The organism is Bradyrhizobium sp. USDA 4473, from assembly GCF_054063335.1.
Map to the genome: position 1 here is coordinate 2701322 of NZ_JBSSGE010000001.1, position 25007 is coordinate 2726328.

The window sequence follows — 25007 nt, forward strand, 5'->3', positions numbered from 1 at the left end:
GCTAGTGTATTACTTGTGAGAGGTCGAAGACCGCGGAAGCAGCCGATCACGGCAAATTCTGCCATAGGGAAGGAAGTCTCCCATGTTCGATGCGGCCGTGCTGAAGGGAAAGCGCATCCTGGTGACGGGCGGAGGGACCGGACTCGGCAAGGAGATGTCGGTCGGGTTCGCTGCCCATGGTGCCCATGTCTACATCTGCGGGCGGCGCAAGGAGGTGCTCGACCAGGCCGCGCAGGACATCCGTGCGCGGTCGGGCGGGCAGGCGACGGCGCTGCTCGCCAATGTGCGCGATCCCGACAGCATCGATGCCATGCTGGCCAGCATCTGGACCGAGGGGCCGCTCACCGGGCTCGTCAACAATGCGGCCGCCAACTTCCTGGCGCCGACCGAAAGCCTGTCGCCACGCGGCTACGAGGCGGTGCGCTCGACGGTGATGGACGGCTCGTTCTACACCTCGCTCGCCTGCGGCAAGCGGTGGATCGCGGCGGGCCTGCCCGGCGTCATCATCAGCAACCTCGTGACGTGGGTGTGGACCGGATCGGCCTATGTGGTACCGGCGGCGATGGCGAAAGCGGCCGTGCACGCCATGACCATGTCGCTTGCGGTCGAGTGGGGGCCGAAGAATATCCGCGTCAATGCGATCGCGCCCGGGCCGTTCCCGACCGAAGGGGCCTGGGACAAGCTCAATCCGCTGGCCGAAACCGGCATCGGCGCGACGCAGGCGGAGGAGGTACCGCTGCGCCGCTTCGGCAAGATGGACGAGCTGCGCAATCTCCTGATCTTCCTGATGTCGGACGGTTGCAGCTACATCACCGGCGACACGATCAGCATCGATGGCGGTCATCATCTGGCCGCGCCCAGCACCTTCGCGGGGCTCTCGAAGTTGTCATCCGCCGACTGGCAGCGCGCGCGGGAGGCCATCCAGGCCTCGGTGCAGAAGGAAAAGCAGGCACGCTCGATCTAGTCACGGAGAAAGAGATGTCGAGGGGACTGGCCATGGCGACCAAGAGCTTTGAATGCACCGTGGGCGATGGTCTGGCCCATATCGTGCTCGATCGGGCCGAGCGCGGCAATCCGATCGATGGCGAGTTCTGCCGCGAATTCAGCCTTGCCATAGCCGAGTTGAGCGAGCGTGCCGATGTGCGCGCGCTGCTGCTGTCGGCGCGCGGGCGGCTGTTCAGCGTCGGCGGCGACTTGACGTCGCTGATCAGCCAGGGCGATGCGCTGCCGACAATGATCAAGGTGTGGACGGCGGACCTTCATGTCGCGATCGCCAGAATGGTGCGCATGCGAGCACCCGTCGTCGCCGCCATTCACGGCAATGTCGCCGGCGGTAGCGTGTCGCTGATGGTGGCCGCAGACCTCGTGGTGATGGCGGAGACGGCGAAAATCTCGGCGGCGTTCTCCAGGATCGGCTTCAGCCCGGACAGCGGATCGACCACGACGGTCACGCGGCGGATCGGCGTGGCACGCGCCCGGCGGTTCTTCCTGCTCGGCGAAACGCTTGACGCCAAATCGGCGCTTGCGCTGGGACTGGTCGACTTCGTCGTTCCCGCTGACGCGGTGCAGTCCGAGGCTGCCCGCATCGCCGGAGAACTTGCCGTTGGCCCGACGGAGGCGTTCGGCGCGATCAAGCGGCTGTTTTCCCGGACCAACGATCGATCGTTCGAAAGCCAGCTCGAGGACGAGGCCGAGACGCTTGCCGCGATTTCGCGGACGGCGGACGCGCGTGAAGGCGTCAGGGCCTTCGTCGAGAAGCGCAAGCCGGTGTTTGCCGGGGAGTGATCTTCGAAGGCGACAATCTGGACCATTGGCAGTATGTAGTACGATAAAGTAAGGTACACACATATACTAAATAATCCGGCCGTGAAGCCGGAACCGACACAGCAGCGCAGGAGGGACACATGGCCGTGGCAGCCGCCAAACTGGATACGTCTCATGCCGGCTTCCGCGAAGCCGGCTACTGGCTCGACAAGACCGTCGATCAGCTTCTCACCGAGGCCGTCGAGAAGGCGCCCGACAAGGTTGCGATCGTCGCCGATCGGGCGGATCGGGACCAGGCGACACGTTTCACTTATCGGGAGCTGGAGAGGCTGGCGGATCGCGCCGCGAGCTCGCTGCTGCGGCTCGGTGTCGGGCGCAGCGACGTCGTCACCGTGCAACTGCCCAATTGGTGGGAGTTCGTCGTCACCGCGTTCGCGTGCAGCAAGATCGGCGCGGTGATGAATCCGGTGATGCCGATCCTGCGCGAGCGCGAGCTGCTCTACATCCTGAATTTCTGCCAGGCAAAAGTCTTCATCGTGCCGAACAGATATCGCGGGTTCGACTATGCTACGATGGCGCAGGGCATGCGCGCGGACCTGCCGCACCTCAAGCATGTGATCGTTGCCGACGGCGAGGGCGAGACCGGCTTCGAACGGATGCTGTTGTCGTCCGAGCCCGACGAGCCGCCTTCCGGCTTGCGTCCGGACGACACGGCCGTGCTGATGTTCACGTCTGGCACCACGGGCGAGCCCAAAGGCGTTATGCACACGTCGAATTCGCTGATCGCCTGCTGCAAGGCGCTGTCGGGGCGGTTCGGACTCGATTCCAGCGATGTGCTGCTGGTGGCCTCGCCGGTCGGGCATATGACGGGTTACGCCGCGATCGTGCTGCTCTCGGTCTATCTCGGCGGCACGATGATCCTACAGGATGTCTGGGAGGCCAGGCGCGGCGCCGGCCTGATGGCGCGCGAGGGTGTCACTTACACGGCAGCGTCGACGCCGTTCCTCAGCGACATCTGCGACGCCGTGAAGGCGGGTGCGGCGCGGCCGAATAGCCTGCGTTCGTTCCTGTGCGGCGGTGCCCCGATCCCGTCCGTCCTGATTGAGCGTGCGGCCGCCGAACTCGGTCTTACGGTCTGCTCGCTCTGGGGCATGACGGAAGTCCTGTCGGGCACGCTGACCGAGCCGGCGCGCGCAGCCGAGAAATCCGCGAGCACGGACGGCCGGCCACTCGAAGGAATGGAAATCAGCGTCGTCGATACCGAAGGACGGCCGGCGCCTATAGGCGAGCCCGGGCGGCTGCTGGTTCGTGGCGCCCAGATGTTCAAGGGCTACTACAAGCGGCCCGAGCTGCTTACTTTCGACAATGATGGCTGGTTCGACTCCGGCGACCTCGCCTACATGGATAAGGACGGCTATATCCGCATTTCCGGCCGCGTGAAGGATATCCTGATCCGCGGCGGCGAGAACGTGCCCGTCGTCGAGATCGAGAACCTGCTCTACAAGCATCCCGCGGTCTCCGCCGTCGCGGTGGTCGGCTTCCCGGATGCCCGGCTCGGCGAGCGCGGCTGTGCGTTCATCGTTCCCCGCACCGGCAGCACGATCGATTTGACGGCAGTGCAGGCCTATCTGGGGGAGGCGAGGATGGCGAAGCAGTTCTGGCCCGAGCGTGTCGAGCTCCTGGCCGAGCTGCCGCGTACGGCAAGCGGCAAGATCCAGAAGTTCAAGCTGCGCGAGATCGCCGCGGCCTTTGCCGACGCGAAATAGTCACTGGTCGGAGTAGGTCGGATCCCGCCGCTCGCGAAACGCGTCGACCGCTTCCGCATGATCATGCGTCTCCAGCAGGATCACCTGCTGGCGATCTTCCAGCATCAGCGCGGCATCGAGGCTCGGTGCGTCGATCAGCGTGTTGAGCGCCTGCTTTGTCATGCGCAGCCCCATCGGCGAGACCCGCAGCATCTCCTCGGCGAACGCCAGTCCCCTTGCCAGCAGCTCGTCAGCCCGAGCGATCTCACTGACAAGTCCGATCGCCTTCGCGCGCTCGGCCTTGAGGAAGCGTCCGGTGAGCAGGAGCTCCGAGGTCACGGAGAGCCCGACCAGCCGCGGCAGGAGATAGCCCGAGCCCATGTCGCAGCCGCCGACGCCGATGCGGATATAGGCTGCGTTCATGCGGGCATCCGGTGCGGCGAAGCGGACGTCGCAGGCGAGCAGGAAGGAGAAGCCCGCGCCGCATGCCGCGCCGTGGACGAGCCCGATGATCGGCTGCGGGCATGATCGCATCAGGCGGATCACGCCGGAATAGTTCTGCTGCATCTTGAGCTGGCGCTGCGGCCGCCCCCTCCCAGGGGCGGCGAACGCCTCCGATCCCAAATCGGCCCCGGCGGAGAATTGCGGCCCGTTGCCGCGCAGCATCACGACCCGCGTGGTCGGCCGTTCGTGGAGCGCGGAGAAGTACGCGGTCAGTTCCGCGATCATCTCGGGCGAGACCGCATTGAGCTGGCCCGGCCGGTTCAAGGTCAGGATCTCGATCGCGCCGCGGGTCTCGACAGTGATGGTATTCGGTGGCGTCACGGGTGCGTTCCCATCGTTCATTGTTCTTGATCAGATAGTAATATAGTGTACGGTAATAATGCGCAATACCATGAGCATTCCGGCCGCCGATCGGGAGGCCGGCGGCCAGAGGACCTTCAGGGAGGCGAGGCGATGCCATACCAGTCCGTGTTCAGGCCGGATCTGTTCCGCGGCCAGACGGTCATCGTGACCGGCGGCGGCAGCGGGATCGGGCGCTGCACCGCTCACGAGCTCGCGGCGCTGAGCGCGAATGTGGCCATCCTCGGCAGGACGATCGAGAAGCTCATCGAAGTGCAGCGGGAGATCGAGGAGGATGGCGGGCAGGCGATGAGCCATGCCTGCGACATCCGTGACGAGACCATGGTGGCCGCCGCCATCGATGCGGTGCTGGCGCGCTACGGCCGCATCGATGGCCTGGTCAACAATGCCGGCGGCCAATTCCGTGCGCCGCTGAAGGCGATCTCGACCAAGGGGTTCGAGGCCGTCGTGCGCAACAACCTGACCGGCGGCTTCATTTTCATGCGCGAGGTCTTTAACCGCTGGATGGAGGCCAATGGCGGCGCGATCGTGAACATCATTGCCGACATCTGGCACGGCTGGCCGGAATTCGGCCACTCGGCGGCGGCGCGCGGCGGCATGTTGACCCTGACCGAGACGGCGGCCTGCGAATGGTCGGCTTCGGGCGTCCGTGTCAACGCGGTCGCGCCGGGCGGCATCGTGTCGAGCGGCTTCGACACCTACACGCCCGAGATGCAGAAGAAGCTGCATGACTTCACCGAGCGCGTGCCGTTGCAGCGCTTTGGCACCGAGGCGGAGATATCGGCCGCCATCGTCTATCTGCTGTCGCCGGCGGCGGCCTATATCACCGGCTCCTGCCTCCGCGTCGACGGCGGAACGCCCAATGCACGCACCACCTGGAAGCTCGAGCCGCACAGCCGCAGCGTGCCGTTCGAAGGCTTCCATCGCGTCAAGCTACCCGAGGTGATGAAGCGCAAGGCGAACGCGTAGCCGCTCGCTCAATCCACCGCGATGATCAGCTTGCCATGGTTCTCGCCGCGGTAAAGCCGGGCGATCGCGCCGGGCGCGTGGGCGAGGCCCGGCAGGATTTCCTCGTCATGAACGATCTTGCCGGCAAACGCGAGCTCGGCGAGGTGCGCTGCTGCCGTTTCGAACTCGGCGACGTGATCGAATATGATGAAGCCGCACCAGCGCAGGCGCCGGGTGAGGATCTCGCGCTCGGGGCGCGGGCCGGTTGGGACGGGAGTCCAGGATGCATTCGCCGCCGTGCCGCACTGGATCACGCGTCCACGCAGCCGCATGGTGCGAATGGCGGCATCGGCGATCGGACCGCCGGTATTGTCGAAGAAGATGTCGTTGCCGTCGGGACACGCGGCGCGGATGGCCGCGCCGATATCGGCCGCCTCCCGGTAGTTGATCATCTCTTGATAGCCGAAGCGCGCTTTGGCTCGCGCGGCCTTGTCGGCCGAGCCGGTGAGCCCGACCGCGCGGCAACCGGCGATGCACGCGAGCTGGCCGACGAACCCTCCGACGCTGCCGGCTGCCGTCGACACCAGCACATGCTCTCCGGGCTTGGGATCGCCGAGGCCGTGAAACGCAAGGTAGGCGGTGATGCCGTTCATGCCGAGCACGCTCAGATTGGCGCTGAGCGGCAGGCGCGATGGAGCGACGCGGCGCAGCACCGCGTCGGGTGTGGTGACGCAATAACGCTGCCAGCCAAACCAGCCGTAGACATGCTCGCCCGGCCGAAACTGCGGAACGTTGCTCTCCAGGATCTCGCCCACTGCGAGCGCGCGCATCGGGGTGTCGAGCGGCACCGGCGCGCTGTAGTTCCCTTCATCGTTGGCCCATCCGCGTTGCGCCGGATCGACCGAGAGATAGCGATTGGCGATCAGGATCTCGCCCGCGTCGGGCGCGGCGACCGGTTCCGTCACCAGCGAAAAATGCTGTGCTTGCGGGATCCCGCGCGGCCGCGCCGCGAGCCGGACCTGCCGGTTTTCACGATAGGTCATGAGCGCTCCTCATAAGTCGTACGCTTGTGTACGATATGACTATACGGTAGAAATCGGATGGGAGACAAGGAGGTCCCGGCGGCTCCGGCCGCCGGATGACCCTGCAACGATACAGGAAGAGGCAAGCGAATGGCGGGGCTTTACTTCGAGCAGTTTTCGGTAGGGCAGACATTTGTCCATGAGATCAGGCGGACCGTAACCGACATGGACAATATCCTGTTCTCGTCGCTGACCTACAATCCGGCAGCGGTGCATATCGATCACGAGTATGCCAAGGGCACCGAGTTCGGAAAGCCACTGATGAATTCGATCTTCACGCTCGGCCTCATTATCGGCTTGTCGGTGCAGGACACGACCTTGGGCACCACCGTCGGCAATCTCGGCATGGAGGACACGCGATTCCCCAAGCCGGTGTTTGCCGGCGACACGCTGCGTGCCGAGACCAAGGTCGTCGCGGTCCGCGAGAGCAAGTCGCGGCCGACACAGGGCATCGTGACCTTCGAGCATCGCGGCTTCAACCAGCACAACGAAGAGGTGATGTATTGCCGCCGGAACGGGTTGATGATGCGGAGGCCGTCATGAAACTGCGCTCACTTCTCTTCGTGCCTGCCGACAGCGAACGCAAGTTCGTCAAGGCAGACCGGATCGGCGCCGATGCCTTGATCCTCGATCTCGAAGATTCGGTGGCGCCCGGTCGCAAGGCCCTTGCGCGTGATGCCGTGAAGACCTTGCTGGGCGGCGGTTCGAGAAACTGGTCCTTCCTGGTCCGGATCAATCCGCTCGGCACCGGGCTCACGCTGGAGGATCTGGCGGCCGTGGTTCGTCCCGGCCTAGACGGCATCCTGATCCCCAAGGTCAACGGCATCGAGGACGTCGACCTGGTTTCGCACTATGTCGATGTGCTCGAGGTAGCGAACGGCGTTGCGCCCGGTCACGTCAAGCTCCTCGTCGTCGCGACCGAAACGCCCGCGGCGATGATCGGTTTCAGCGGCTATGCGCACAAGAACAAGCGGCTGGTGGGCGTGACCTGGGGCGGTGAGGACTTGAGCGCGGCGCTCGGCGCGCTGACGCCACGCGAAGCCGATGGGAGCTGGACCTTTCCCTACCAGGTGGCGCGCGCGCAGTGTTTGTTCGCGGCCGGTGCCGCCGACGCCGCGGCGCTCGAAACCCTGTATGTCGACTTCAGGGATCAGCAGGGGCTCGCCGAAAGCTGCAGGATCGCGCGCCGCGATGGCTTTGTCGGCCGCATTGCGATCCACCCGGATCAGGTCGCGACCATCAACCGCTGTTTCACGCCGTCGGATGACGATCTGGCCCACGCGCGGCGCGTCGTTGCTGCCTTCGCCGCCGCGCCGGATGTCGGTACCGTCGGGATCGACGGCAAAATGTACGACATTCCGCATCTGGTCGCGGCAAGACGAACCTTGGCATCGGTCGGGGAGGGCAGTTCGAATGGATAGGTCCTTTGCCAATCAACTCGACGTGCCCGAGGATCACGCCGCCATTCGCGAGGGCGTTCGCGCCGTCGTATCGCGCTTCGACGACGAGTATTGGCTGGCCCGCGACGATGACGGCGAATTCCCGCGCGAATTCCACCGCGCCATGGCGGATGCCGGTTGGCTCGGCATCACGATGCCGGAGGAATATGGCGGCGCAGGTCTGGGCGTGACCGAAGCCGCGATCATGATGCACGAAGTCGCAAGCCATGGCGGCGGCATGACGTCGGCCTCCGCGGTGCACATCAACCTGTTCGGGCCGCATCCGATCGTGGTGAAAGGCACCGATGAGCAGAAGCGGCGCTGGGTGCCGCGCCTGGTGTCTGGCGAGGATCAATGCTGTTTCGGCTTCACCGAGCCGGATGCCGGGCTCAACACCACGCGGATCAAGACCTTTGCCGAGAAGGTGCCGGGCGGATACATGGTCCATGGCCAGAAGGTCTGGACCTCCACCGCGCAGATTGCCAACAAGATCATGCTGCTGACGCGGACCACCAAGTTCGAGGATTGCAAGCGCCCGACCGACGGCATCACGATCTTTTATACCGACCTCGACCGCTCGAAGGTCGAGGTGCGCCGCATCCCGAAGATGGGACGCAAGGCGGTGGACTCCAACGCCATCTTCATCGACGGCCTGTTCATTCCGGAAGCCGACCGGATCGGCGAGGAAGGCAAGGGTTTTTCCTACATCCTGCACAGCCTCAATCCCGAGCGCATCCTGATCGCGGTCGAGGCCATCGGGATCGGGCAGGACGCGCTGCGCCGCGCGACGCGCTACGCCAGGGAGCGCGCGGTGTTCGACCGTCCGATCGGCCAGAATCAGGCGATCCAGCATCCGCTTGCCGAGAAATGGATGTATCTGGAGTCGGCATGGCTGATGGCGATGCGGGCGGCTTGGCTTTACGATTCCGGCAAGCCGTGTGGGGCCGAAGCCAACAGCGCGAAACTGCTCGGCGCACGCGCCGGCCACGACGCGGCGTGGCAGGCGATCATGACCCATGGCGGCTTCGGCTACGCCAAGGAATACCACGTCGAGCGGCTGTTCCGCGAAGTCTCGATCACCCGGTTGGCGCCGATCACCGAACAGTTGATCCTCAGCTTCATCGCCGAGAAGGTGCTGGACCTGCCGAAGAGCTACTGACCAGCGGCAAAGGCGCGGGTCGCGATCGTGGCCCGCGTCAGAGGCTGCGCGAGATCAGCTCGCGCATGATCTCCGAGGTGCCGCCATAGATGCGCAGCACCCGCGCGTCCGCGAACAGCCGGCAGATCTCGTACTCCCGCATGAAGCCGTAGCCGCCGAAGAACTGCAGGCATTGGTCGACCAGGCGCCCGTGCATCTCGGTGGTCCAGAGTTTTGCGGTCGACGCCGCATAGGTCGTGAGCTCGCCGCGGATGTGCTGCGCGAGGCACTGATCGACATAGGCCCAGCCGACCTGGAGGTCTGATTTCAGATCCGCCAGCTTGAAGCGGGTGTTCTGGAACGTTCCGACCGCCTGGCCAAACGCCTTGCGCTCCAACACATAGGCCTTGGTGATATCGAATGCCTTCTGGGCTGATGCGATCGAGTGGAGCGCAATCGTCAGCCGCTCCTGCGGCAGCTCGCTCATCAGTGCGCCCATCGCGCCGCCCTCGGAGCCGAGCAGATTGCTGACGGGAACGCGGACCTGGTCGAAGAACAGTTCCGACGTGTCTGATGACAGATGGCCGAGCTTGTCGAGCTTGCGGCCGTGCCGGAAGCCGGGACGGTCGGTCTCGACCAGGATCAGGCTCATCCCGCGCGATCCGCCGTCCGGATTGGTGCGCGTGACAGCGATCACGAGGTCGCACATCTGCCCGTTCGAGATGAAGGTCTTTTGGCCGGAGATGACGTACTCGTCGCCCTCGCGGACCGCGCGCGTACGGATGCCCTGGAGATCGCTGCCGGTCCCGGGCTCGGTCATGGCAATCGCGCAAACGGTCTTGCCGGCCACCATCCGCGGCAACCACGTCCTCTTCTGCTCCTCCGTGCCATAGCTCAGGAGGTAGCCGCAGCAGACGTCGCTATGGACCGAGAAGTCGGTCGCGGGACCCGCGAAACCGGAATAGGCGAACTCCTCGATCACGACGGCGTTGTGGCGGAAGTCGCCGCCGATACCGCCATATGCCTCGGACACTTGCGGACAGAGCAGGCCGGCCGCGCCAGCCGCCGGCCACAATGCGCGATCGATGATCCCGGCCTTTTCCCATTCCTGGAAGCGCGGCGCGATGTTCGCGGCGGCAAAGCGGCGAACGCTGTCGCGCAGCAGGGTATGCTCTTCGTCGTAGATCGGCCGATTTGGCAGCATGTCTGTCAACGGGCGAACTTGTGGAAGTCCGGATCGCGCTTCTCATTGAAGGCCGCGACGCCTTCCTTGGATTCGTCCGTGTCGTAGAATAACTTGACGGCATGCAGCGCGAAATTGCTGATGCCGCGGATGTTATCGGAATCGGCGTTGAACGACCGTTTCGCGAGCGCGATCGCGGTCGGTGAGCGCTGCGCGAGCTTGTCGGTCCAATCTTTCACCGCGTCGTCGAGTTGAGCGGCGGGAACGACCTTGTTGACGAGCCCCATCTCGCGGGCCTGTTCGGCGGTATAGCGCTCGTTGAGGAACCAGATTTCACGGGCCTTCTTGTCGCCGACGTGACGCGCGAGGAAGGCGGTGCCCCAGCCGGCGTCGACCGAGCCGACCTTGGGGCCGACCTGGCCGAACTGCGCCGTGTCGGCCGCAATCGTCAGGTCGCACAGCGTGGCGAGCACATTGCCGCCGCCGATGGCGAAGCCGTTGACCCGTGCAATCACCGGCTTCGGTACGTCGCGGATCAGGCCTTGCAACTCGTCGATGGGAAGACCGACGACGCCGCGACCGTCATACTGGCCCTGATGCGCGGACTGGTCGCCGCCGGTGCAGAACGCCTTCTCGCCGGCGCCGGTCAGCACGATACTCGCCACCTGGCGATCGTTGGCGGCGAGCTGGAATGCCTGGATGAGCTCCTCGAGCGTCTGGCCGCGGAACGCGTTGTAGACCTTCGGCCGGTTGATGATGATCCAGGCTGCGCGATCGCGGACCTCATAGACGACATCGGTGAATTGCTTGGGATCGGTCATGGCGTTTCCTTCCGCGCGTTAGATCATGTTCATTCCGCCGGAGACGGAAATGGTTTGTCCGGTGATGAATTTGCCGTCGTCGGATGCCAGCATCGCGACGATCCCGCCGTAATCTTCGGGCTCGCCCATCCGCTTGAGCGGGATGCCCCTGACCATCGCGTCCTTCCACTTCACCGCGTGCTCGCCCTCGCCAAGCACCGCTGCCATCATTGGGGTGTTGGTCGGGCCCGGGCAGACGGCGTTGAGCAGGACGTTCTTGCGCGCCAGTTCACGCGCCAGCGACTTGGTGAAAGAGATCAATCCGCCCTTGCAGGCGGAATAGACCGCCTCGTCGCTGGTCCCGACGCGCGCGGCGTCGGAAGCGATGTTGACGATGCGGCCACCGCCGCGTTCGGCCATCAGCGGTGCGATGGCCTTGTGGGTATTGAGCGGCCCATACAGGTTGATGCGGATGATCTTGTCCCATAGGTCCGTATCGGTTTTCAGGAACGGCATCGGGCGATCCCAGCCGGCATTGTTGACCAGGAGCCAGATCGGACCGAGCTCGGCTTCGACCTTTGCGACCGCGGCCTCGACGGAGGCGGCATCACCGACGTCGACGGAGTAGGTCTTGATCATGGCCTGCGGCGCGAGCTTTGCCGTCTCTTCGCCGCCCTGCGGATTGATGTCGAAGATCGCGATCTTGCAGCCTTCTTCCGCCAGCCGCAGCGTCAATCCTCGTCCGATGCCCTGTCCGCCGCCGGTCACGACGGCAACTTTCCCTGATAAGCCTTTCAACGCTGATCTCCCTTGTTGCTTGTCGCTCTTTTGGCTCTTGCAGATGACCTGGCCTCCCGAAGGAGGGAGGCCTATCCGGCCGACCCGTTCTTCTGGATGTCGAATCCGCGCTGGGAATACATCTGTCGCGCGATGATCGTTTTCATGATCTCGATCGAGCCACCGGCGATCTTGACGATCCGTGCGTCCGCATAGGCCCGCGCAATCGGGTATTCCCACATATAGCCCCAACCGCCGAACAGTTGCAGGCATTCGTCGACTGTTTCGCAGTGCAGCTCGGAGGTGAACATCTTGGCCATCGCCGCGTCGACCGGATCGAGCTTGCCCTCCATGAAGAGTGCAATGCACTTGTCGGTAAAGACCCGCGCAACGGCCGCCTTCGTCCTGAGCTCGGCGAGCTTGAACTGGGTGTTCTGGAAATCGGCCAGCTTCTGGCCGAACGCGCTGCGCTCGGAGGTATATTGGAGCGTCCAGTCGATCACCGTCTCGGTGACGGTCGCCGACCGGATCGCCTGCGCCAGCCGTTCCTGGGACAGTTTGGTCATCATCTGGGCAAATCCCTTGCCCTCCTTGCCGAGCAGATTGCCGGCAGGAATCCGGACATTGTCGAAGAACAGCTCCGACGTATCCTGCGCCTTCATGCCGAGCTTTTCCAGGTTGCGACCGCGCTTGAAGCCGTCGCGATCGCTCTCGACGATGAACAGAGTCACGCCTTTGGCGCCGGCCTGGCTGTCGGTTTTGGTCGCCAGCACGACGAAGTCGCACAGCTGGCCGTTGGAGATGAAGACCTTCTGGCCGTTGATGACGAACTCGTCGCCGTCGCGCACTGCGCGCGTCCTGATGGCCTTGAGGTCGCTGCCTGCATGAGGCTCGGTCATCCCCAGCGACCCGATCGCCTCTCCCGAGACCATCCTTGGCAGCCATTTGCGCTTCTGCGCTTCGGTCCCGAACGACAGGATATAAGTCGCAACTAGATCGGTATGGATCAGAAAGCCGGGGCCGCTGGCGCCCGACCGCCAGAGTTCCTCGAAGACGACCACGTCAAAGAGGTAATCCAGTCCCATGCCGCCATATTCCTCAGGCACGGTGCAGCAGAGCAGGCCGGCGGCGCCGGCCTTCAGCCACAGCTCCCGCGGAACGATTCCGTCTTCTTCCCACTGGGCGTGGAAGGGCACGATCTCGCGGTCGACGAAGCGGCGGACCGTCTGCCGGAAAAGTTCATGCTCCTCGCGAAAGATCGTGCGCTCGATCATTGTCAAATGGTGTCCCGTCTGATTTAGTTTGCTAGTGTACGGTATTCGGATTGGGCGCGCAACCCGAAACCGATCCAATGCAAGAATGATCGTACATCAATGAACGGTTGCGAGTGGAGGGACATCGATGGCAAGCCGGCCGGAACTGAAGCAATTTCGGATCGAGGTGATGGGTAATGGCGTGCTGCACCTCATCTTCGACATGCCCGGACGGTCGATGAACGTGCTCTCGAATGCCGCGATCGAGGAAATCGGTCTGTTTGCCGACTGGCTCAGGGAAAGCGATGTGGCTGGTGTCGTGATCCGCTCCGGCAAATCCTCGGCGTTCTGCGCAGGCGCGGATCTCGCCGAACTGGAGACCGCCTACGACATGATCATGGCGGCCCCCGCCGGCGAACGCGATCGTCTGGCCTTCGATCATTTCTTCCGGCTGAGTTGTGGCCTGCGTAAGCTCGAGACGGCTGGCAAGCCGGTGGCGGTGGCGATCGCCGGCCTTGCCTTGGGAGGCGGTTGCGAGTTCGCCCTTGCCGCGCATCACCGCGTGATCGCCGACCATCCGCAAGCGACGTTCGGCTTGCCTGAGTCACTGGTTGGTTTACTGCCGGGAGGAGGCGGAACCCAGCGACTGCCGCGCCTGATCGGAATCGAGGCGGCGCTGCCGGTCCTGCTGGACGGTGCGCGGATCGGCGGGCAGGCGGCCGTCGCGACCGGCCTCGCAGATGAACTGGTGGCGCCGGGCGAGGAGGTCGCCGCCGCCGAACGCTGGGTGTTGTCACAGCTGCTAGCCGAGCAACCCTGGGATCAGCCGGACTGGCGCGCAGCAGACGCAGTGGGCGTCGCGGCCATGATCGCAGAAGCGCGCGGCAACATGCTTGCCGAGACGCTCGGACACTATCCGGCGCCGTCAGCCATTCTCGACTGCATCGAGCAGGGACTTCCACAGGATTTCGACACGGCGATCCGCACCGAGATGCAGATCTTTGCCAGGCTCATTCAGCGGCGGGAGCCGCGCAACATGATCAGGACACTGTTTCTTGGCCGGCTCGACTATGAGCGGTTCAGGAAGAAGGAGATCAATCCGAAGATCATGGAGGCTGTCACGGCAGTATCGGAGGTCCTTGGCGCGGGTTCGGAGCCTGGCAGCGAGCTGTCCGTTGCCTTTGCACGGGCCGGTTTTCATATCGACGGGCAACGCAAGCCCGACTTCGATGGTCGCATCGCAGGCGACGCCTACTGGCATGAGGATGAATCGAACGGCTGGGGCAAGCAGCTGCTGCGCTCCCGGCTCGCGGACGCGGATGCGGCGGCCGCGGCCTGGCGCGGGCGGCTCAACGAGGCGGAACGGCGGGCTGCCGATTACGTGCTGGTCACGCAGTGTGGCTTTCCGGCCTATCTGGGTGGCTTGTTTGCGGCGGGGTTGAACTAGCTCGCGCTTCAGGAAGGAGATGCGTCGTGCCAAGACCTCTCGACGGTATCAAGGTTCTCGATCTTTCGAAGGTGCTCGCCGGGCCGCTCTGCGCGCAATATCTCGGCGATCTCGGCGCCGAGGTCATCAAGGTCGAAGCGGTAGGGCATGGCGACGAGACGCGGGGATGGCCGCCGTTTCCCGCCGCTGGCCTCGGCACCGTGTTCCTGAGCGCCAATCGCAACAAGCGCAGCATTGCGATCGACATGAAATCCGACAAGGGACGCAACCTCGTGCATGAACTCGCGAAGTCGGCCGACGTCGCGATCGAAAGCTTCGGCACCGGTGTGGCAGAGCGGCTCGGTATTGATGCCGTCAGTCTTTGTGCGCTCAATGGCCGGCTGGTCCATTGCAGCATCTCCGGCTTCGGCCGGACGGGCCCGCTCAAGAATTCGCCGGGCTACGACGTGATTTTGCAGGCCTTCAGCGGCATCATGTCGATGACGGGCGACGAGGGCGGCGGCTATATCCGCAGTCCGATTTCCCCGATCGATCAGATGACGGGGGTGCACGCCTTCAGCGGGATTTTGGCCAGCCTGCTGGCGCGCGAGAAGTCGGGCAAGGGCGCGGCGATCCAGGTGTCGTTGTTCGACACCGCGCTTGGGCTTCTCGGCTATAATCTCCAGACATTCTAGGAAAAGGGAACGCAGCCCGCGAAATGCGGCTCCAGCCATGAATCGCTGTGCCCCTATCAGGCCTTCGAGGCCGCAGACGGTCCGATCATGATCGGCGTCGCCAACGACAATCTCTGGCGCAAGTTCTGCGCTGTCGCCGGCCTGAGCGCGATCGTGGACGACCCGAGATTCCGCACCAATGCGGATCGGGTCAGGCATCGCGCCGAGACGCTGCAGCATGTGCAAGCGGTGATCGCCGGCAACAGCGTCGCGCACTGGAATGCCGTGCTCAACGAGGTCGGCATTCCCTGTTCGCCGATCAATACCCTGGCACAGCTGCTGGATCATCCGCACACCCGCGCCAACCAGCGGATCATGCAGTACGATCATCCCGCGGCGGGGCGTCTGAATTGTGTCGGACACCCCGTCACCTTCGTCGGGGAAGCGCGCGAGCCCGGCCTGCCGCCGCCGACGCTCGGACAGCATACCGACGACGTCTTGACGGAAATCGGCCTGTCCGCGGCGAGCATCGCGGAACTGCGTCGCGAGCAGATCGTGGGTTGACTGGCGTGAGGCGGCGGTGCTCCTGCGCCAGTTCATTGTGAAGAACGACAGCAGTGCACCGTCGACGTCGTGGCGGCGCTATTCGTCGAGCAGCTTCCAGGAGGTCTTCTCGAAGATCGCCATCCGCAGGGCGCGGTAGGGGGCATAGTTGTCCATGGAATTCGTCAGCTCGATTCCCGGCAGCAGCATGCCGACCCGGTCCTTGTTGAAGCTGGTTGCCTGGGCGAGCAGGTTCTCGCGCGTCAGATTGTCGCCGCATCGCTGCAAGCCCTTCGCGATGGCCTGCGCATTGATATAGCCGGACAGCGCGACGAAATCGTTCGGGCTGTCGTTCGGCGCCCATTTCTTCATGAAGGCGATGTAGTCCTTCACCTCCTGGTCGTCGGCCCAGGCCGGATCGCTGGCCTGCTTGGCGAACTGGGTCGTGTAGGCGCCCTGAACGATCTCGAAGCCGACTGGCATCAGCACGCCCTGGATCGAGTTGACCGGACTGGCGAGAAACTGGACCGGCTTCCAGTTGATCTCGTTGATCTTCTTGATTGCCTGTGCGGCAAACTTCGGCGTCGCGAAATAGACCAGCGTATCGGCGCCCGACGCCTTGAGCCTGAGCACTTCGGAATCGACCGTGGGAGAGCTGAGCTCGTAGCTCGCTTCCGCCACGATCTTCGCTGCGCTCTCTCCGCCCAGTCCCGTCTTGAGGCCGGTGAGGTAGTCCTTGCCGTAATCGTCGTTCTGATAGAGCACCGCGATCTTTGCGTTGGGCATCTTGTTGAGAATGAATTTGCCGAAGGTTGCGCCTTCCATCTCAAACGGCGGATAGAACGGGACGGTCCACGGGAAATTCTGCGGATCGTTGAAGCGGCGGCCGCCGGCCGAGATGAAGACCTGCGGAACCTTGTTCTGGTTGAGATACTTTTGAACGGCAACGTTGGGCACGGTGCCGACCGTCCCGACCTCGGCGAGCACGCCATCGTCGTCGACCAGCTTGCGGGTCTGCTCGATGGCTTTCGGCGGGCTGTAGGCGTTGTCGAGCGAGATCAGGTTCACTTTCCGCCCGTTGATCCCGCCGGCTTCGTTCAGCATCTGGAAATACCCGGTCATGACCCGGCCATAGCTCGAAAACGCAGATGCCGGTCCGCTGTAGGGGACGGTCTGGCCGATCTTGATCTCGGTGTCGGTAACGCCTGGCCCATAGTGCTTCTCGGCGGCAATGGCATCGACTGCGTGGCACCCCAACAACAGCGCCGAGACCCCAACCAGGGTTGAGACTTTCATGTTTCCCCTCCGTTGTTGCTTGTCGTCCTGCGCATGACATCGAGAGCGTCAGGCGCGGCGATCTGATATAAGTATGCAAGTGTACGATATACGACACAACGGAGATCGCGTCATGCGGTATTTGCCGCGGCGGCTTGTTGCGGCGCGGAGCTCGAGTTGGGAAGCCGCGGCGATCCCGGCTCTTGAACGCGGATCGATCTATGCTATTAGTCGTACTAAAGTGTACTAATTTCCCGATCAGGAAGCGCCGCGTTGAGCCTTCCTGCAATCGAAGGCCGTGGGAGCGAACATGGGGACCTCGAGCGCGACGGCTCTGGCCGCGTTGAAGATCGGAGGGCGAGTTGCCTATGAGCGGCTGGTGCGGCCGAAGGCGCGGCAACATGACGATGTGCCGTGCTCGCCGGGCGCGATCACCACGGAATGGCTGACCGCGGTTCTATGCGGCAAGGTGCCGGGCGCGATGGTGACGCAGGTCGAGGTCAAGCCCGCCAGCGCCGGGACCCATGAACGGCATCGTCTGGTCGTGAGCTATAACGAAGCGGGGAGGCGTGCCGGCCTCCCAGGTTCGATGTTCACCAAGTCGTTGCCGAGTGTCGTCACGAGGATGATCGGCGGGTTCAACGGGACCGCTCGCGCCGAGGGGCGCTTCTACATGCAATTGCGGCCGCAACTCGGAATCGAGGCGCCGGCCGGGTATCATGCTGCATTTGACCCGCGGACGTTTGCCTCGATCCTTCTGCTGGAAGACCTGGTGGCGGCGAAGTCGGCCAGCTTCTGCAGTCACAGGACATACGTCTCCCGCGCCATGGCGGAGGACATGATCGATCTGCTCGCTGCGCTGCATGCCCGGTTCTATGGCGATTCCGCGTTCGCGACCCAGTACCGGTGGGTCGCTGCTTACCCGCGCTGGTTCACTATCGGGGCGCAGAAGATGGATCTGGAGCACTACACACGGAAAGCGTTCGATGCCGCCGCGCGCGTCATTCCGCAGAGCGTTTTGGCGCAGCGTGATGCGGTATGGCCGGCGGCCATGCGTGCGCTCGCCGTGCATGAAAGCCAGCCGCAAGGCTTGCTTCATTCGGACGTGCACATTGGAAACTGGTACCAGACCGGCGCGGGGAAGATGGGCCTGTGCGACTGGCAATGTTTAGCGCGCGGCCACTGGTCGCGCGACGTTGCCTATGCCGTCACGGCGGCACTGACGCCGGAGGATCGCCGCAAATGGGAGAGGGATCTGCTGGCCAGGTACCTCGAGCGCTTCGCCGAGCTGACCGGTTTCAAGCCGGACTTCGACGAGAGCTTCCGCAACTACCGGCAACAGATCGTGCACGCGCTCCTGATGTGGACGATCACACTCTGTCACTCGCCATTGCTGCCGAACATGCAGCCCGAGGATACGACCTTGACAATGATCGGAAGGATGTCAACGGCAATGGCCGATCTGGATTGGTCAAAGGAGTGAAGGTGTCGGGTCACGATCGTGCCGCTCGGCCGCTACTCATCTAGGCGTCGGCGCGACGATATCGATCGGTTGTGGCGTGCCGCTTCGCTGACCATGGCTTTGTCGCGGCAAGAGTCAACTCGGGCGGCTCTTGCCCGCGCTTTTTGCTCTAGTCGGCCGACAGCGGCTCGCCGGTCAGGGACCAACTCTCTCCATCAAATGTCGCGATCCGCAAGGTCCTGAACGGCGTGTAGTCACCGGCCCTGGTTCCGATCGAAACGCCTGGGAGCATCATCGGCAGTCGTTCGCCGCTCAATGAAGTCGCCTGCTTGATCAGGTTCTCGCGTGTCAGGTCGTCGCCGCACCTGCGGAGTGCCAGCGCAACGGCATGTACGTTCATGTAGGCAACCAGCACTGAATAATCGTCCGGATTGGCCGAAGGTGCGTATGTCTTGAGAAAATCCTTGTAGGCCTTGACCTCGTCGTCATTGGCCCAGGCCGGATCACCGGGTTGCTTGAGGAACTGCGTGGTGACGAGCCCCTTCGATGCTTCGAGGCCGGCGGGCTTCAGGATGGTTTCCACCGATGCCGTCGAGCCGCCGATCACGTGCAGCGGCTTCCAGCCGAGCTCGTAGACCTTGCGGATGGATTGTGCCGCGGCCTTCGACGACGACTGCTCGATCAAAGTGTCGACGCCGGCGGCCTTCAGCTGGACGATCTGCGAGTCGATCGTCGGGTCGGCAAGCTCGTAGGAGGCCTGGGCAACGATCAGCTCGGCCTTGGGCCCGAGGCCGGCGCGGAGGCCCTTGAGGTAGTCTTTGCCGTAATCGTCATTCTGGTAGAGCACGCCGATCTTGGCGTCGGGCTTTGCGGTGAGGATGTACTTGGCGACGACGCGGCCTTCGGTCTCGAAGTCCGGATAGAGCGGGATCGTCCACGGAAAGGTTTTGGGATCGTTGAAGCGGCGTCCGCCGGCGGTGATGAACAGCTGCGGCACCTGCTTGGCGTTGAGGTATTTCTGGATCGCGACGTTGGGCGCGGTGCCGATCGTGCCGACTTCGGCCAGGACGCCGACGTCCTCGATCAGCTTGCGCGACTGCTCGACGGCCTTCGGCGCGCTGTAGGCGTTGTCGAGCTGGGTGAAGTTGATCTTGCGGCCGTTGATGCCGCCTTTCGTGTTGAGCATCTCGAAGTAGCCCACGACGGCGCGCCCGGCGCCCGCGCCGAAGGCGGAGGCCGGACCGCTGAGCGGCGTCGATTGTCCGAGCTTGATCTCGGTGTCGCTGACGCCGGGACCATAGGTCTTCTGCGCGTACGCAGGCGCCGCCAGCAGGGCCGACAGCGCGACGGCCGCCAAAGCCCGGTCGATGAGGTAATTCAAGGTCGTTCTCCCTGTAATTCGTTTCTTGTTGAAATTGATCTGCGTTAGCGCAAGAGTTCTCGGGCGATCACCACGCGCTGGATCTGGTTGGTGCCTTCGAAAATCTGCGTCAGCTTGGCGTCGCGCATCATGCGCTCGACCGGGTAGTCCATGGTGTAGCCGTAGCCGCCGAAGATCTGGACCGCGTCGGTCGTGACCTTCATGGCCATGTCGCTGCCGACGCATTTCGCCATGCTCGCGAGCAGGTTGAGCCGCTTCCAGTCGCCGGCATCGCCGGCGCGGGCGCATTCATAGACAAGGGCGCGTGCCGCCTCGATCTGCATGGCCATGTCGGCGAGCATGAACTGCACGCCCTGGAACTCGGCGATCGGCTGCTTGAACTGCTTGCGTTCCTTGGCGTATGCGACGCTCGCATCGAGCGCGCCCTGCGCGAGGCCGACCGACTGGGCGCCGATGGTCCGGGCGGTTGAGGTCGAGCGCGCGCATCGACGCACGAAAACCCTTGCCTTCCTCTCCGACGAGGTTTTCGGCCGGAACCCGGACATTGTCGAAGAAGATCGGGGTGTTGGGGGCGCCACGAAAGCCCATCTTGCGCTCGTGGCGGCCGAAGGTGATGCCCGGCATTGTCTTCGGCTCGACAATGAACGCGCTGATTCCGTCGGCACCGGCGCCGTCACTGGTTCGCGCCATCACCACGATGTAATCGGCGGCGACACCATAGCTGCACCATTGCTTGCGGCCGTTGAGGACGTAACTGTCGCCGTCCTTGCGGGCGCGGGTGTTCAGCGCGGCGACATCGGAGCCGGCCTGCGGCTCCGAGATCGCGATGGCGGTGACGACGCCGCCCTCGGCGATGATCGGCAGGTACTTCTTGCGCTGCTCTTCCGAGCCGAAATGCAGCAGCGGCATGATGAACATGGTGTTGAGCGCCGCGATCGATGCGCAGGCGGGCGAGACCTTCGAGATCTCCTCGCGCGCGATGCAGGCCATGGTCAGATTCCCGTTCGGGCCGCCATAGCGCTCCGGTACCCAGAGCTGCATCAGTCCCATCTCGCCGAACAGCTTGACCAGCTCGAGCGGGAAGCGGTCGGTTTCGTCAATTTCGGCGGCGATCGGCGCGACATGTTTGGCGACCATCCTGCGCACGTTGTCGCGGAAGGCGACCTGCTCCTCGGAAAAACTCATGCGAACTCCCGTTTCGTTTTCTTTGCCGGAAGCCAAAAAAAGGGCTTCCATTGAATGGGTGATCCATTTAATAATTCATCGCATGAGCACCAAGTCAAGCCCTCGCGCGCCGCAGCGCTCCCGCACCGCCTCGCCGAACCGGCGGGAGCGGGCCGTCGATCATCGCGCGGCCGGCTCCGCCGCCGCGCCGACATTCAAGCCGATCCACACCAGGCGGACATTCGAGGAGATCTGCGAGCGGATCCGCGAGCAACTGGCGCTCGGCGTGTTGAAGCCCGGCGACAAGCTGCCGGCCGAGCGCGAGCTGGCGCAGCAGCTCGGCGTCAGCCGCAACGTGCTGCGGGAAGCGCTGCGCAGCCTGGAGATGGCCGGCGTGCTGCGGTTGCAGAAGGGTGTCAAGGGCGGCGCCTTCATCCAGCAGGGCGACACGCGCCGCATGAACGAGGTCATGCGCGACATGCTGAGCCTCGGAACGATTTCGGTGCGGGAACTATCCGAGGCGCGGGTCCACGTGCTCGATCTCGTGGTGCAGCTGGCATGCGCGAATGCGCGCCGCGCCGACCTCGACGCGCTGGAAGCCAATATCGAGCGGACCGAGCTTGCCACAAAGGAGGGCCGCTTGCTCGATCGGGTCGAATGCTCCCGCGAATTCTACAAGCTGCTCGCAGCCTCGACCGGCAACAAGGTAATTGCCATGATCGTGGACTCCGTCACCGAGATCCACATGCGCTTCGTCTATGCCAAGGTCGCCTCGAGCGGGGTCGCGATGGCTCGGCTGGCGGAGAAACGGCGGCAATTCCTGGCGGCGCTGAGCGAACGAAACGTGACGCTGGCGAGCCGGCTGCTGCGATCGCACCTAGAAGCCGTGCAGCGAATGCTGGAGCAGGATCCGGGAGCCATGTCGCTACATGTCGCATTGGCCGACGTGCAGCCCGGGATGCGCCGCTAGCGCGCCGTTCTCGCCAATAAATCAACACCTAAACAGCAATAACAATGGAGGCAAACGTGTCCAGCTACGCCAAATATGAATGCCTGACGGTCGAGGTTGCGGACAAGGTCGCGACCGTGACCTTGAACCGCCCGCAGGCACGCAATGCGATCAATCAGAAACTGATCCGCGAGCTGCGCACGATCTGGGACGACCTCGCCGACGATCACGCCGTCAATGCGGTGGTGCTGACCGGTGCCGGCGACTTCTTCAGCGTCGGCGGCGACGTCAAGGCGATGTCGGAGCGGCCGGGCGGCGACGTGCTCGAAGAGGGCGAGGTGCACGACCCCATGATCAGCCGGCGCGGCGTCACCCGGCAGCTCGAGCTCGACAAGCCGATCATCGCCGCGATCAACGGCGACGCCATCGGCCTTGCGGCGACCCATGCGCTGCTCTGCGACATCACGGTGATGGCCGAGGATGCGCGGATTGGCGACACTCATGTGTCGCGTGTCGGCCTGGTCGCGGGCGACGGCGGCACGGTGATCTGGCCGTTGCTGGTGGGCATCAACAAGGCCAAGGAATTCTTGATCCGCGGCACGCTGCTGAAGGGCAATGAGGCGGAGCGGATCGGGCTGGTCAACCATGTCGCGCCGCGCGGCGAGGTATTGGCCAAGGCCCGCGCGATTGCGGTCGAGCTCGCGAGCGGTCCGACCTGGGCCATTCGTTGGACCAAGCTCTCGATCAACCAGATCGTCAAGGAGCGCGTGAACATGCTGCTGGAGGCCTCGATGGCGCTGGAGCAGGTGACGTTCGAGACCGCCGACCACAAGGAAGCGACCATGTCGTTCAAGGAGAAGCGCAAGCCGCGGTTCGGCCAGGCGTAGGCCGGACCCATGGTTGCAACTGAACTGTCGAGCGACGATGTCACGGGGATGCTGCGCGACTCCCTGCGCGGATTCCTCGATGAGCATTGGCGTCCGCGTGGCGCAGCGGCATCGTCCTCGCCGGACGAGTTATCCGCGATCTGGCGCAAGCTGGTCGGGCAGGGCGTAGCCGTGCTCGGGGCAGAGGGCGACGAGGGCGGGCTCGCCGAAATTCTCGTCATCATGACAGAGCTTGGCCGCGCCGGATGTCTCGCGCCGATGTGGTCCGCGGCGCTCGCCAATCTTGCGATCTCGGGATCGCAGATCGACGTCGTGGTGGATCTCCTGGAGCGGCTGCACTCCGGGGGAGCTATCGTCGCCTTCTCGTTCGGTGCGCTGGATCCGGATCCCGGTACGGGCTCGATCGAGGTCACCGACCTCAAGGCAACGGGCGTGCTTCGCTTTGTCGAGGCGGGGGGAAGCGCCACGCATCTTCTGGTCGCGCTCGGTCAGGCCCACCTCGCGCTGGTCGATCTTGGAAATCCCGGTGTCGAAAGCGTCGCAACCCGCGCGATGGGGGCGTGGGGGTCTTGCGAGATCAGGCTGAACGCAGCGCCGGTCACGCTCATTCCCGTAGGAACGGTCGATCTCGGCGATCTCCGTCTCAAGGCCAAGGTCGCACTGACTGCGCGTGCCTATGGCGCCGCCCGGCGAGCATTTGAGCTCGCCGTGGACTACGCCAAGCAACGGCATCAGTTCGGCCAGCCGATCGGAAAATTCCAGGCCATTCAGCACAAGCTCGCAAATAGCCTGATCGCGCTCGAGGGCGTGAGGCTCGTCCTGGAGCATGTCGCCAGACTCCATGATCGCGGCGATGACGACTGGCGATATTTCGCGGACTGTGCATCGGTGTTTTCAAGCGATGCGCTGCGTCGGATTTCGCTGGAGACCCAGCATACATTTGGTGCGATCGGCTATGCCGAGGAGCACGAGGCGCCAATCCATTTCAAGCGCGTGCATCTGGATACAATCGCGCTCGGCGGGGCTTCGGATGTAAAACGCAGACTGGCCGCGCGGCTGCTCGACGCCGGCGGTGCAGGGCTGCCGCAGTACGATCTTGGGTCGGCTGGAAATGCGTTGCGTGAGCAGGTCCGGCTCTGGGTCGAGCAAAACTGGTCCGGAAGCACGAAGGAAGCGTTTGACCAGAGGCCGTTCGCCAAACGCGAGTTCGATGCCGGATTCGCCCGCAACATGGGTGAGACCGGGTGGATCGGCCTCGGATGGCCAGAGCAGTTCGGCGGCCAGGCACGTTCTCCACTGGAGCAGATCGCCTTCATGGAGACGATGGAGCGGGCCGAGGCACCGAGGATCGGCGCGGCGATCCAGGCCAATGCGCTGATGATGTTCGGTACTCCCGAACAGCAGCAAAGATACCTTCCGGAAATCCTGCGCGGCGAAGCCATGCACGGCATGGGTTACAGCGAGCCGCAGGCGGGCTCGGACCTCGCGGCGCTGCGCACCAGCGCGATCAGGGACGGTGACCACTGGGTGATCAACGGCCAGAAGATCTGGACCACCACCTGGTGGGGCAAATACATGTTCCTCGCGGCGCGAACCGACAAGGACGCCAAGCCGCCGCACGCCGGCATCAGCATGTTCATCGTGCCGATGGACGCGCCGGGCATCACGCCCCGTCCGTCTGTCACCATGTATGACGGCACGTTTGCCAACATCTTCTACGACAATGTTCGCATTCCCGCCGAAAACCTGGTTGGCGAGGTCAATGGCGGCTGGAAGGTGCTGACTGGCGCGCTGGCCTTCGAGCGAGGGCTGGTCGGTGGCGGGATCGTCCTGAAGGTGGCGTACGCCTTCGAACAGCTGCGCGCGCATGTGATGGCCAGGGAAGGCGATCGCTTGCTGGCTGATGATCCGATCGTCCGCGACAAGATGGCGATCTTGGCGTCCGAGATCGAGATCGGCCGTCTCTTGATGATGCACTGCGCCGAGCTTGCCGCCGATGGCGTGACGCCGCCGGAATACGGCGCGATCAGCAAGGTGTTCTCCGGAGAACTCATGGAGCGTTTCGGCGAGGCCGCGCTCGACATTCTCGGGATGCGTGCCGCGCTGTCCGAGCAAATGCCCGGCGCGATCGACAACGGTCGCTTCGAGCAGAATCTGCGGCATTCGCTAATGTGGGTGATCAGCATCGGGACCAATGAGATTCAGCGCAGCCTGATCGCGCAGCGGGCGCTCGGGCTGCCGAGGTAGGAGAGA

Annotated in this window: 21 protein-coding genes and 2 pseudogenes; 13 read left to right on the top strand and 10 right to left on the bottom strand. The window is 64.0% G+C overall.

Annotation, left to right across the window (positions count from 1 at the left end):
• The first annotated feature begins 82 nt into the window (after positions 1-82).
• From ACVW17_RS12635 to ACVW17_RS12645, 3 genes are all read left to right on the top strand, one after another.
• Positions 83-964 carry an SDR family oxidoreductase gene (locus ACVW17_RS12635; protein WP_456752193.1) on the top strand — a complete coding sequence of 294 codons (882 nt, stop codon included), beginning with the start codon at positions 83-85 and terminating at the stop codon, positions 962-964.
• Positions 965-978: 14 nt separating this feature from the next.
• Positions 979-1785, top strand: a complete 807-nt coding sequence (locus ACVW17_RS12640) for an enoyl-CoA hydratase/isomerase family protein (protein WP_456752194.1) — start codon at positions 979-981, stop codon at positions 1783-1785.
• Positions 1786-1904: 119 nt separating this feature from the next.
• Positions 1905-3530 carry an AMP-binding protein gene (locus ACVW17_RS12645; RefSeq protein ID WP_456752195.1) on the top strand — a complete coding sequence of 542 codons (1626 nt, stop codon included), beginning with the start codon at positions 1905-1907 and terminating at the stop codon, positions 3528-3530.
• On the opposite strand, the gene ACVW17_RS12650 is transcribed toward ACVW17_RS12645, so the two are convergent.
• Positions 3531-4334, bottom strand: coding sequence for an enoyl-CoA hydratase/isomerase family protein (locus ACVW17_RS12650; RefSeq protein ID WP_456752196.1), 804 nt, complete (start codon positions 4332-4334; stop codon positions 3531-3533).
• Between the two features lie 132 nt (positions 4335-4466).
• Here ACVW17_RS12650 and ACVW17_RS12655 point away from each other — a divergent pair, with 132 nt between their 5' ends.
• On the top strand, positions 4467-5342 hold the full coding sequence (locus ACVW17_RS12655) for an SDR family oxidoreductase (protein WP_456797173.1): 876 nt from the start codon (positions 4467-4469) through the stop codon (positions 5340-5342).
• 8 nt (positions 5343-5350) lie between these two features.
• Here the strand turns inward: ACVW17_RS12655 and ACVW17_RS12660 are convergent, their stop codons facing one another.
• Positions 5351-6364 (bottom strand): NADP-dependent oxidoreductase, encoded by a 1014-nt coding sequence (locus ACVW17_RS12660; protein WP_456752198.1) that lies wholly within the window; start codon positions 6362-6364, stop codon positions 5351-5353.
• A 129-nt stretch (positions 6365-6493) separates the two neighbouring features.
• Here ACVW17_RS12660 and ACVW17_RS12665 point away from each other — a divergent pair, with 129 nt between their 5' ends.
• Genes ACVW17_RS12665 through ACVW17_RS12675 form a run of 3 tightly spaced genes read left to right on the top strand, consistent with a single transcriptional unit; the run spans position 6494 to position 9001 of the window.
• The gene (locus ACVW17_RS12665; RefSeq protein WP_456752199.1) at positions 6494-6946 is read left to right on the top strand and encodes a MaoC family dehydratase; all 453 of its coding nucleotides are present in this window, start codon (positions 6494-6496) and stop codon (positions 6944-6946) included.
• A complete protein-coding gene (locus ACVW17_RS12670; protein WP_456752200.1) occupies positions 6907-7824 on the top strand; it encodes an HpcH/HpaI aldolase/citrate lyase family protein in 918 nt (305 codons plus the stop codon). The genes ACVW17_RS12665 and ACVW17_RS12670 overlap by 40 nt, the downstream gene beginning before the upstream one ends.
• Positions 7817-9001 carry an acyl-CoA dehydrogenase family protein gene (locus ACVW17_RS12675; protein WP_456752201.1) on the top strand — a complete coding sequence of 395 codons (1185 nt, stop codon included), beginning with the start codon at positions 7817-7819 and terminating at the stop codon, positions 8999-9001. The genes ACVW17_RS12670 and ACVW17_RS12675 overlap by 8 nt, the downstream gene beginning before the upstream one ends.
• 37 nt (positions 9002-9038) lie before the next feature.
• On the opposite strand, the gene ACVW17_RS12680 is transcribed toward ACVW17_RS12675, so the two are convergent.
• From ACVW17_RS12680 to ACVW17_RS12695, 4 genes are all read right to left on the bottom strand, one after another.
• Positions 9039-10184, bottom strand: a complete 1146-nt coding sequence (locus tag ACVW17_RS12680; RefSeq protein WP_456752202.1) for an acyl-CoA dehydrogenase family protein — start codon at positions 10182-10184, stop codon at positions 9039-9041.
• Between the two features lie 5 nt (positions 10185-10189).
• Positions 10190-10984: an enoyl-CoA hydratase-related protein gene (locus ACVW17_RS12685; RefSeq protein ID WP_456752203.1), complete on the bottom strand. Its 795-nt coding sequence runs from the start codon at positions 10982-10984 to the stop codon at positions 10190-10192.
• 18 nt (positions 10985-11002) lie between these two features.
• The gene (locus ACVW17_RS12690) at positions 11003-11761 is read right to left on the bottom strand and encodes an SDR family oxidoreductase (RefSeq protein ID WP_456752204.1); all 759 of its coding nucleotides are present in this window, start codon (positions 11759-11761) and stop codon (positions 11003-11005) included.
• Positions 11762-11832: 71 nt separating this feature from the next.
• Positions 11833-13014 carry an acyl-CoA dehydrogenase family protein gene (locus ACVW17_RS12695; RefSeq protein WP_456752205.1) on the bottom strand — a complete coding sequence of 394 codons (1182 nt, stop codon included), beginning with the start codon at positions 13012-13014 and terminating at the stop codon, positions 11833-11835.
• A 127-nt stretch (positions 13015-13141) separates the two neighbouring features.
• Here ACVW17_RS12695 and ACVW17_RS12700 point away from each other — a divergent pair, with 127 nt between their 5' ends.
• Together ACVW17_RS12700 and ACVW17_RS12705 are read left to right on the top strand one after the other, a co-directional pair.
• Positions 13142-14440, top strand: coding sequence for an enoyl-CoA hydratase-related protein (locus ACVW17_RS12700; RefSeq protein WP_456752206.1), 1299 nt, complete (start codon positions 13142-13144; stop codon positions 14438-14440).
• A 26-nt stretch (positions 14441-14466) separates the two neighbouring features.
• A pseudogene (locus ACVW17_RS12705) lies at positions 14467-15657 on the top strand (CaiB/BaiF CoA transferase family protein).
• A gap of 78 nt (positions 15658-15735) precedes the next feature.
• On the opposite strand, the gene ACVW17_RS12710 reads toward ACVW17_RS12705, so the two are convergent.
• Positions 15736-16932, bottom strand: coding sequence for an ABC transporter substrate-binding protein (locus ACVW17_RS12710; RefSeq protein ID WP_456752208.1), 1197 nt, complete (start codon positions 16930-16932; stop codon positions 15736-15738).
• A 289-nt stretch (positions 16933-17221) separates the two neighbouring features.
• Here ACVW17_RS12710 and ACVW17_RS12715 point away from each other — a divergent pair, with 289 nt between their 5' ends.
• Positions 17222-18394 (top strand): phosphotransferase family protein, encoded by a 1173-nt coding sequence (locus ACVW17_RS12715; protein ID WP_456797174.1) that lies wholly within the window; start codon positions 17222-17224, stop codon positions 18392-18394.
• A gap of 148 nt (positions 18395-18542) precedes the next feature.
• Here ACVW17_RS12715 and ACVW17_RS12720 read toward each other — a convergent pair whose 3' ends face one another.
• The 3 genes and pseudogenes from ACVW17_RS12720 to ACVW17_RS12730 all read right to left on the bottom strand — a co-directional run.
• Entirely contained in the window at positions 18543-19742 is a 1200-nt protein-coding gene (locus ACVW17_RS12720) for an ABC transporter substrate-binding protein (RefSeq protein WP_456756407.1), read from the bottom strand.
• 56 nt (positions 19743-19798) lie between these two features.
• Positions 19799-20299 carry an acyl-CoA dehydrogenase family protein gene (locus tag ACVW17_RS12725; protein WP_456797175.1) on the bottom strand — a complete coding sequence of 167 codons (501 nt, stop codon included), beginning with the start codon at positions 20297-20299 and terminating at the stop codon, positions 19799-19801.
• Positions 20300-20354: 55 nt separating this feature from the next.
• Positions 20355-20990, bottom strand: a pseudogene (locus ACVW17_RS12730) (acyl-CoA dehydrogenase family protein); the annotation flags it as partial.
• On the opposite strand from ACVW17_RS12730, the gene ACVW17_RS12735 reads away from it, so the two are divergent.
• Genes ACVW17_RS12735 through ACVW17_RS12745 form a run of 3 tightly spaced genes read left to right on the top strand, consistent with a single transcriptional unit; the run spans position 20938 to position 25001 of the window.
• Complete coding sequence (locus ACVW17_RS12735) at positions 20938-21888, top strand: FadR/GntR family transcriptional regulator (protein WP_456752211.1); 951 nt, start codon at positions 20938-20940, stop codon at positions 21886-21888. The pseudogene ACVW17_RS12730 and the gene ACVW17_RS12735 overlap by 53 nt on opposite strands.
• Before the next feature lie 56 nt (positions 21889-21944).
• Positions 21945-22754 carry an enoyl-CoA hydratase/isomerase family protein gene (locus ACVW17_RS12740; protein ID WP_456752212.1) on the top strand — a complete coding sequence of 270 codons (810 nt, stop codon included), beginning with the start codon at positions 21945-21947 and terminating at the stop codon, positions 22752-22754.
• 9 nt (positions 22755-22763) lie between these two features.
• Positions 22764-25001: an acyl-CoA dehydrogenase gene (locus ACVW17_RS12745; protein WP_456752213.1), complete on the top strand. Its 2238-nt coding sequence runs from the start codon at positions 22764-22766 to the stop codon at positions 24999-25001.
• Positions 25002-25007: the final 6 nt, after the last annotated feature.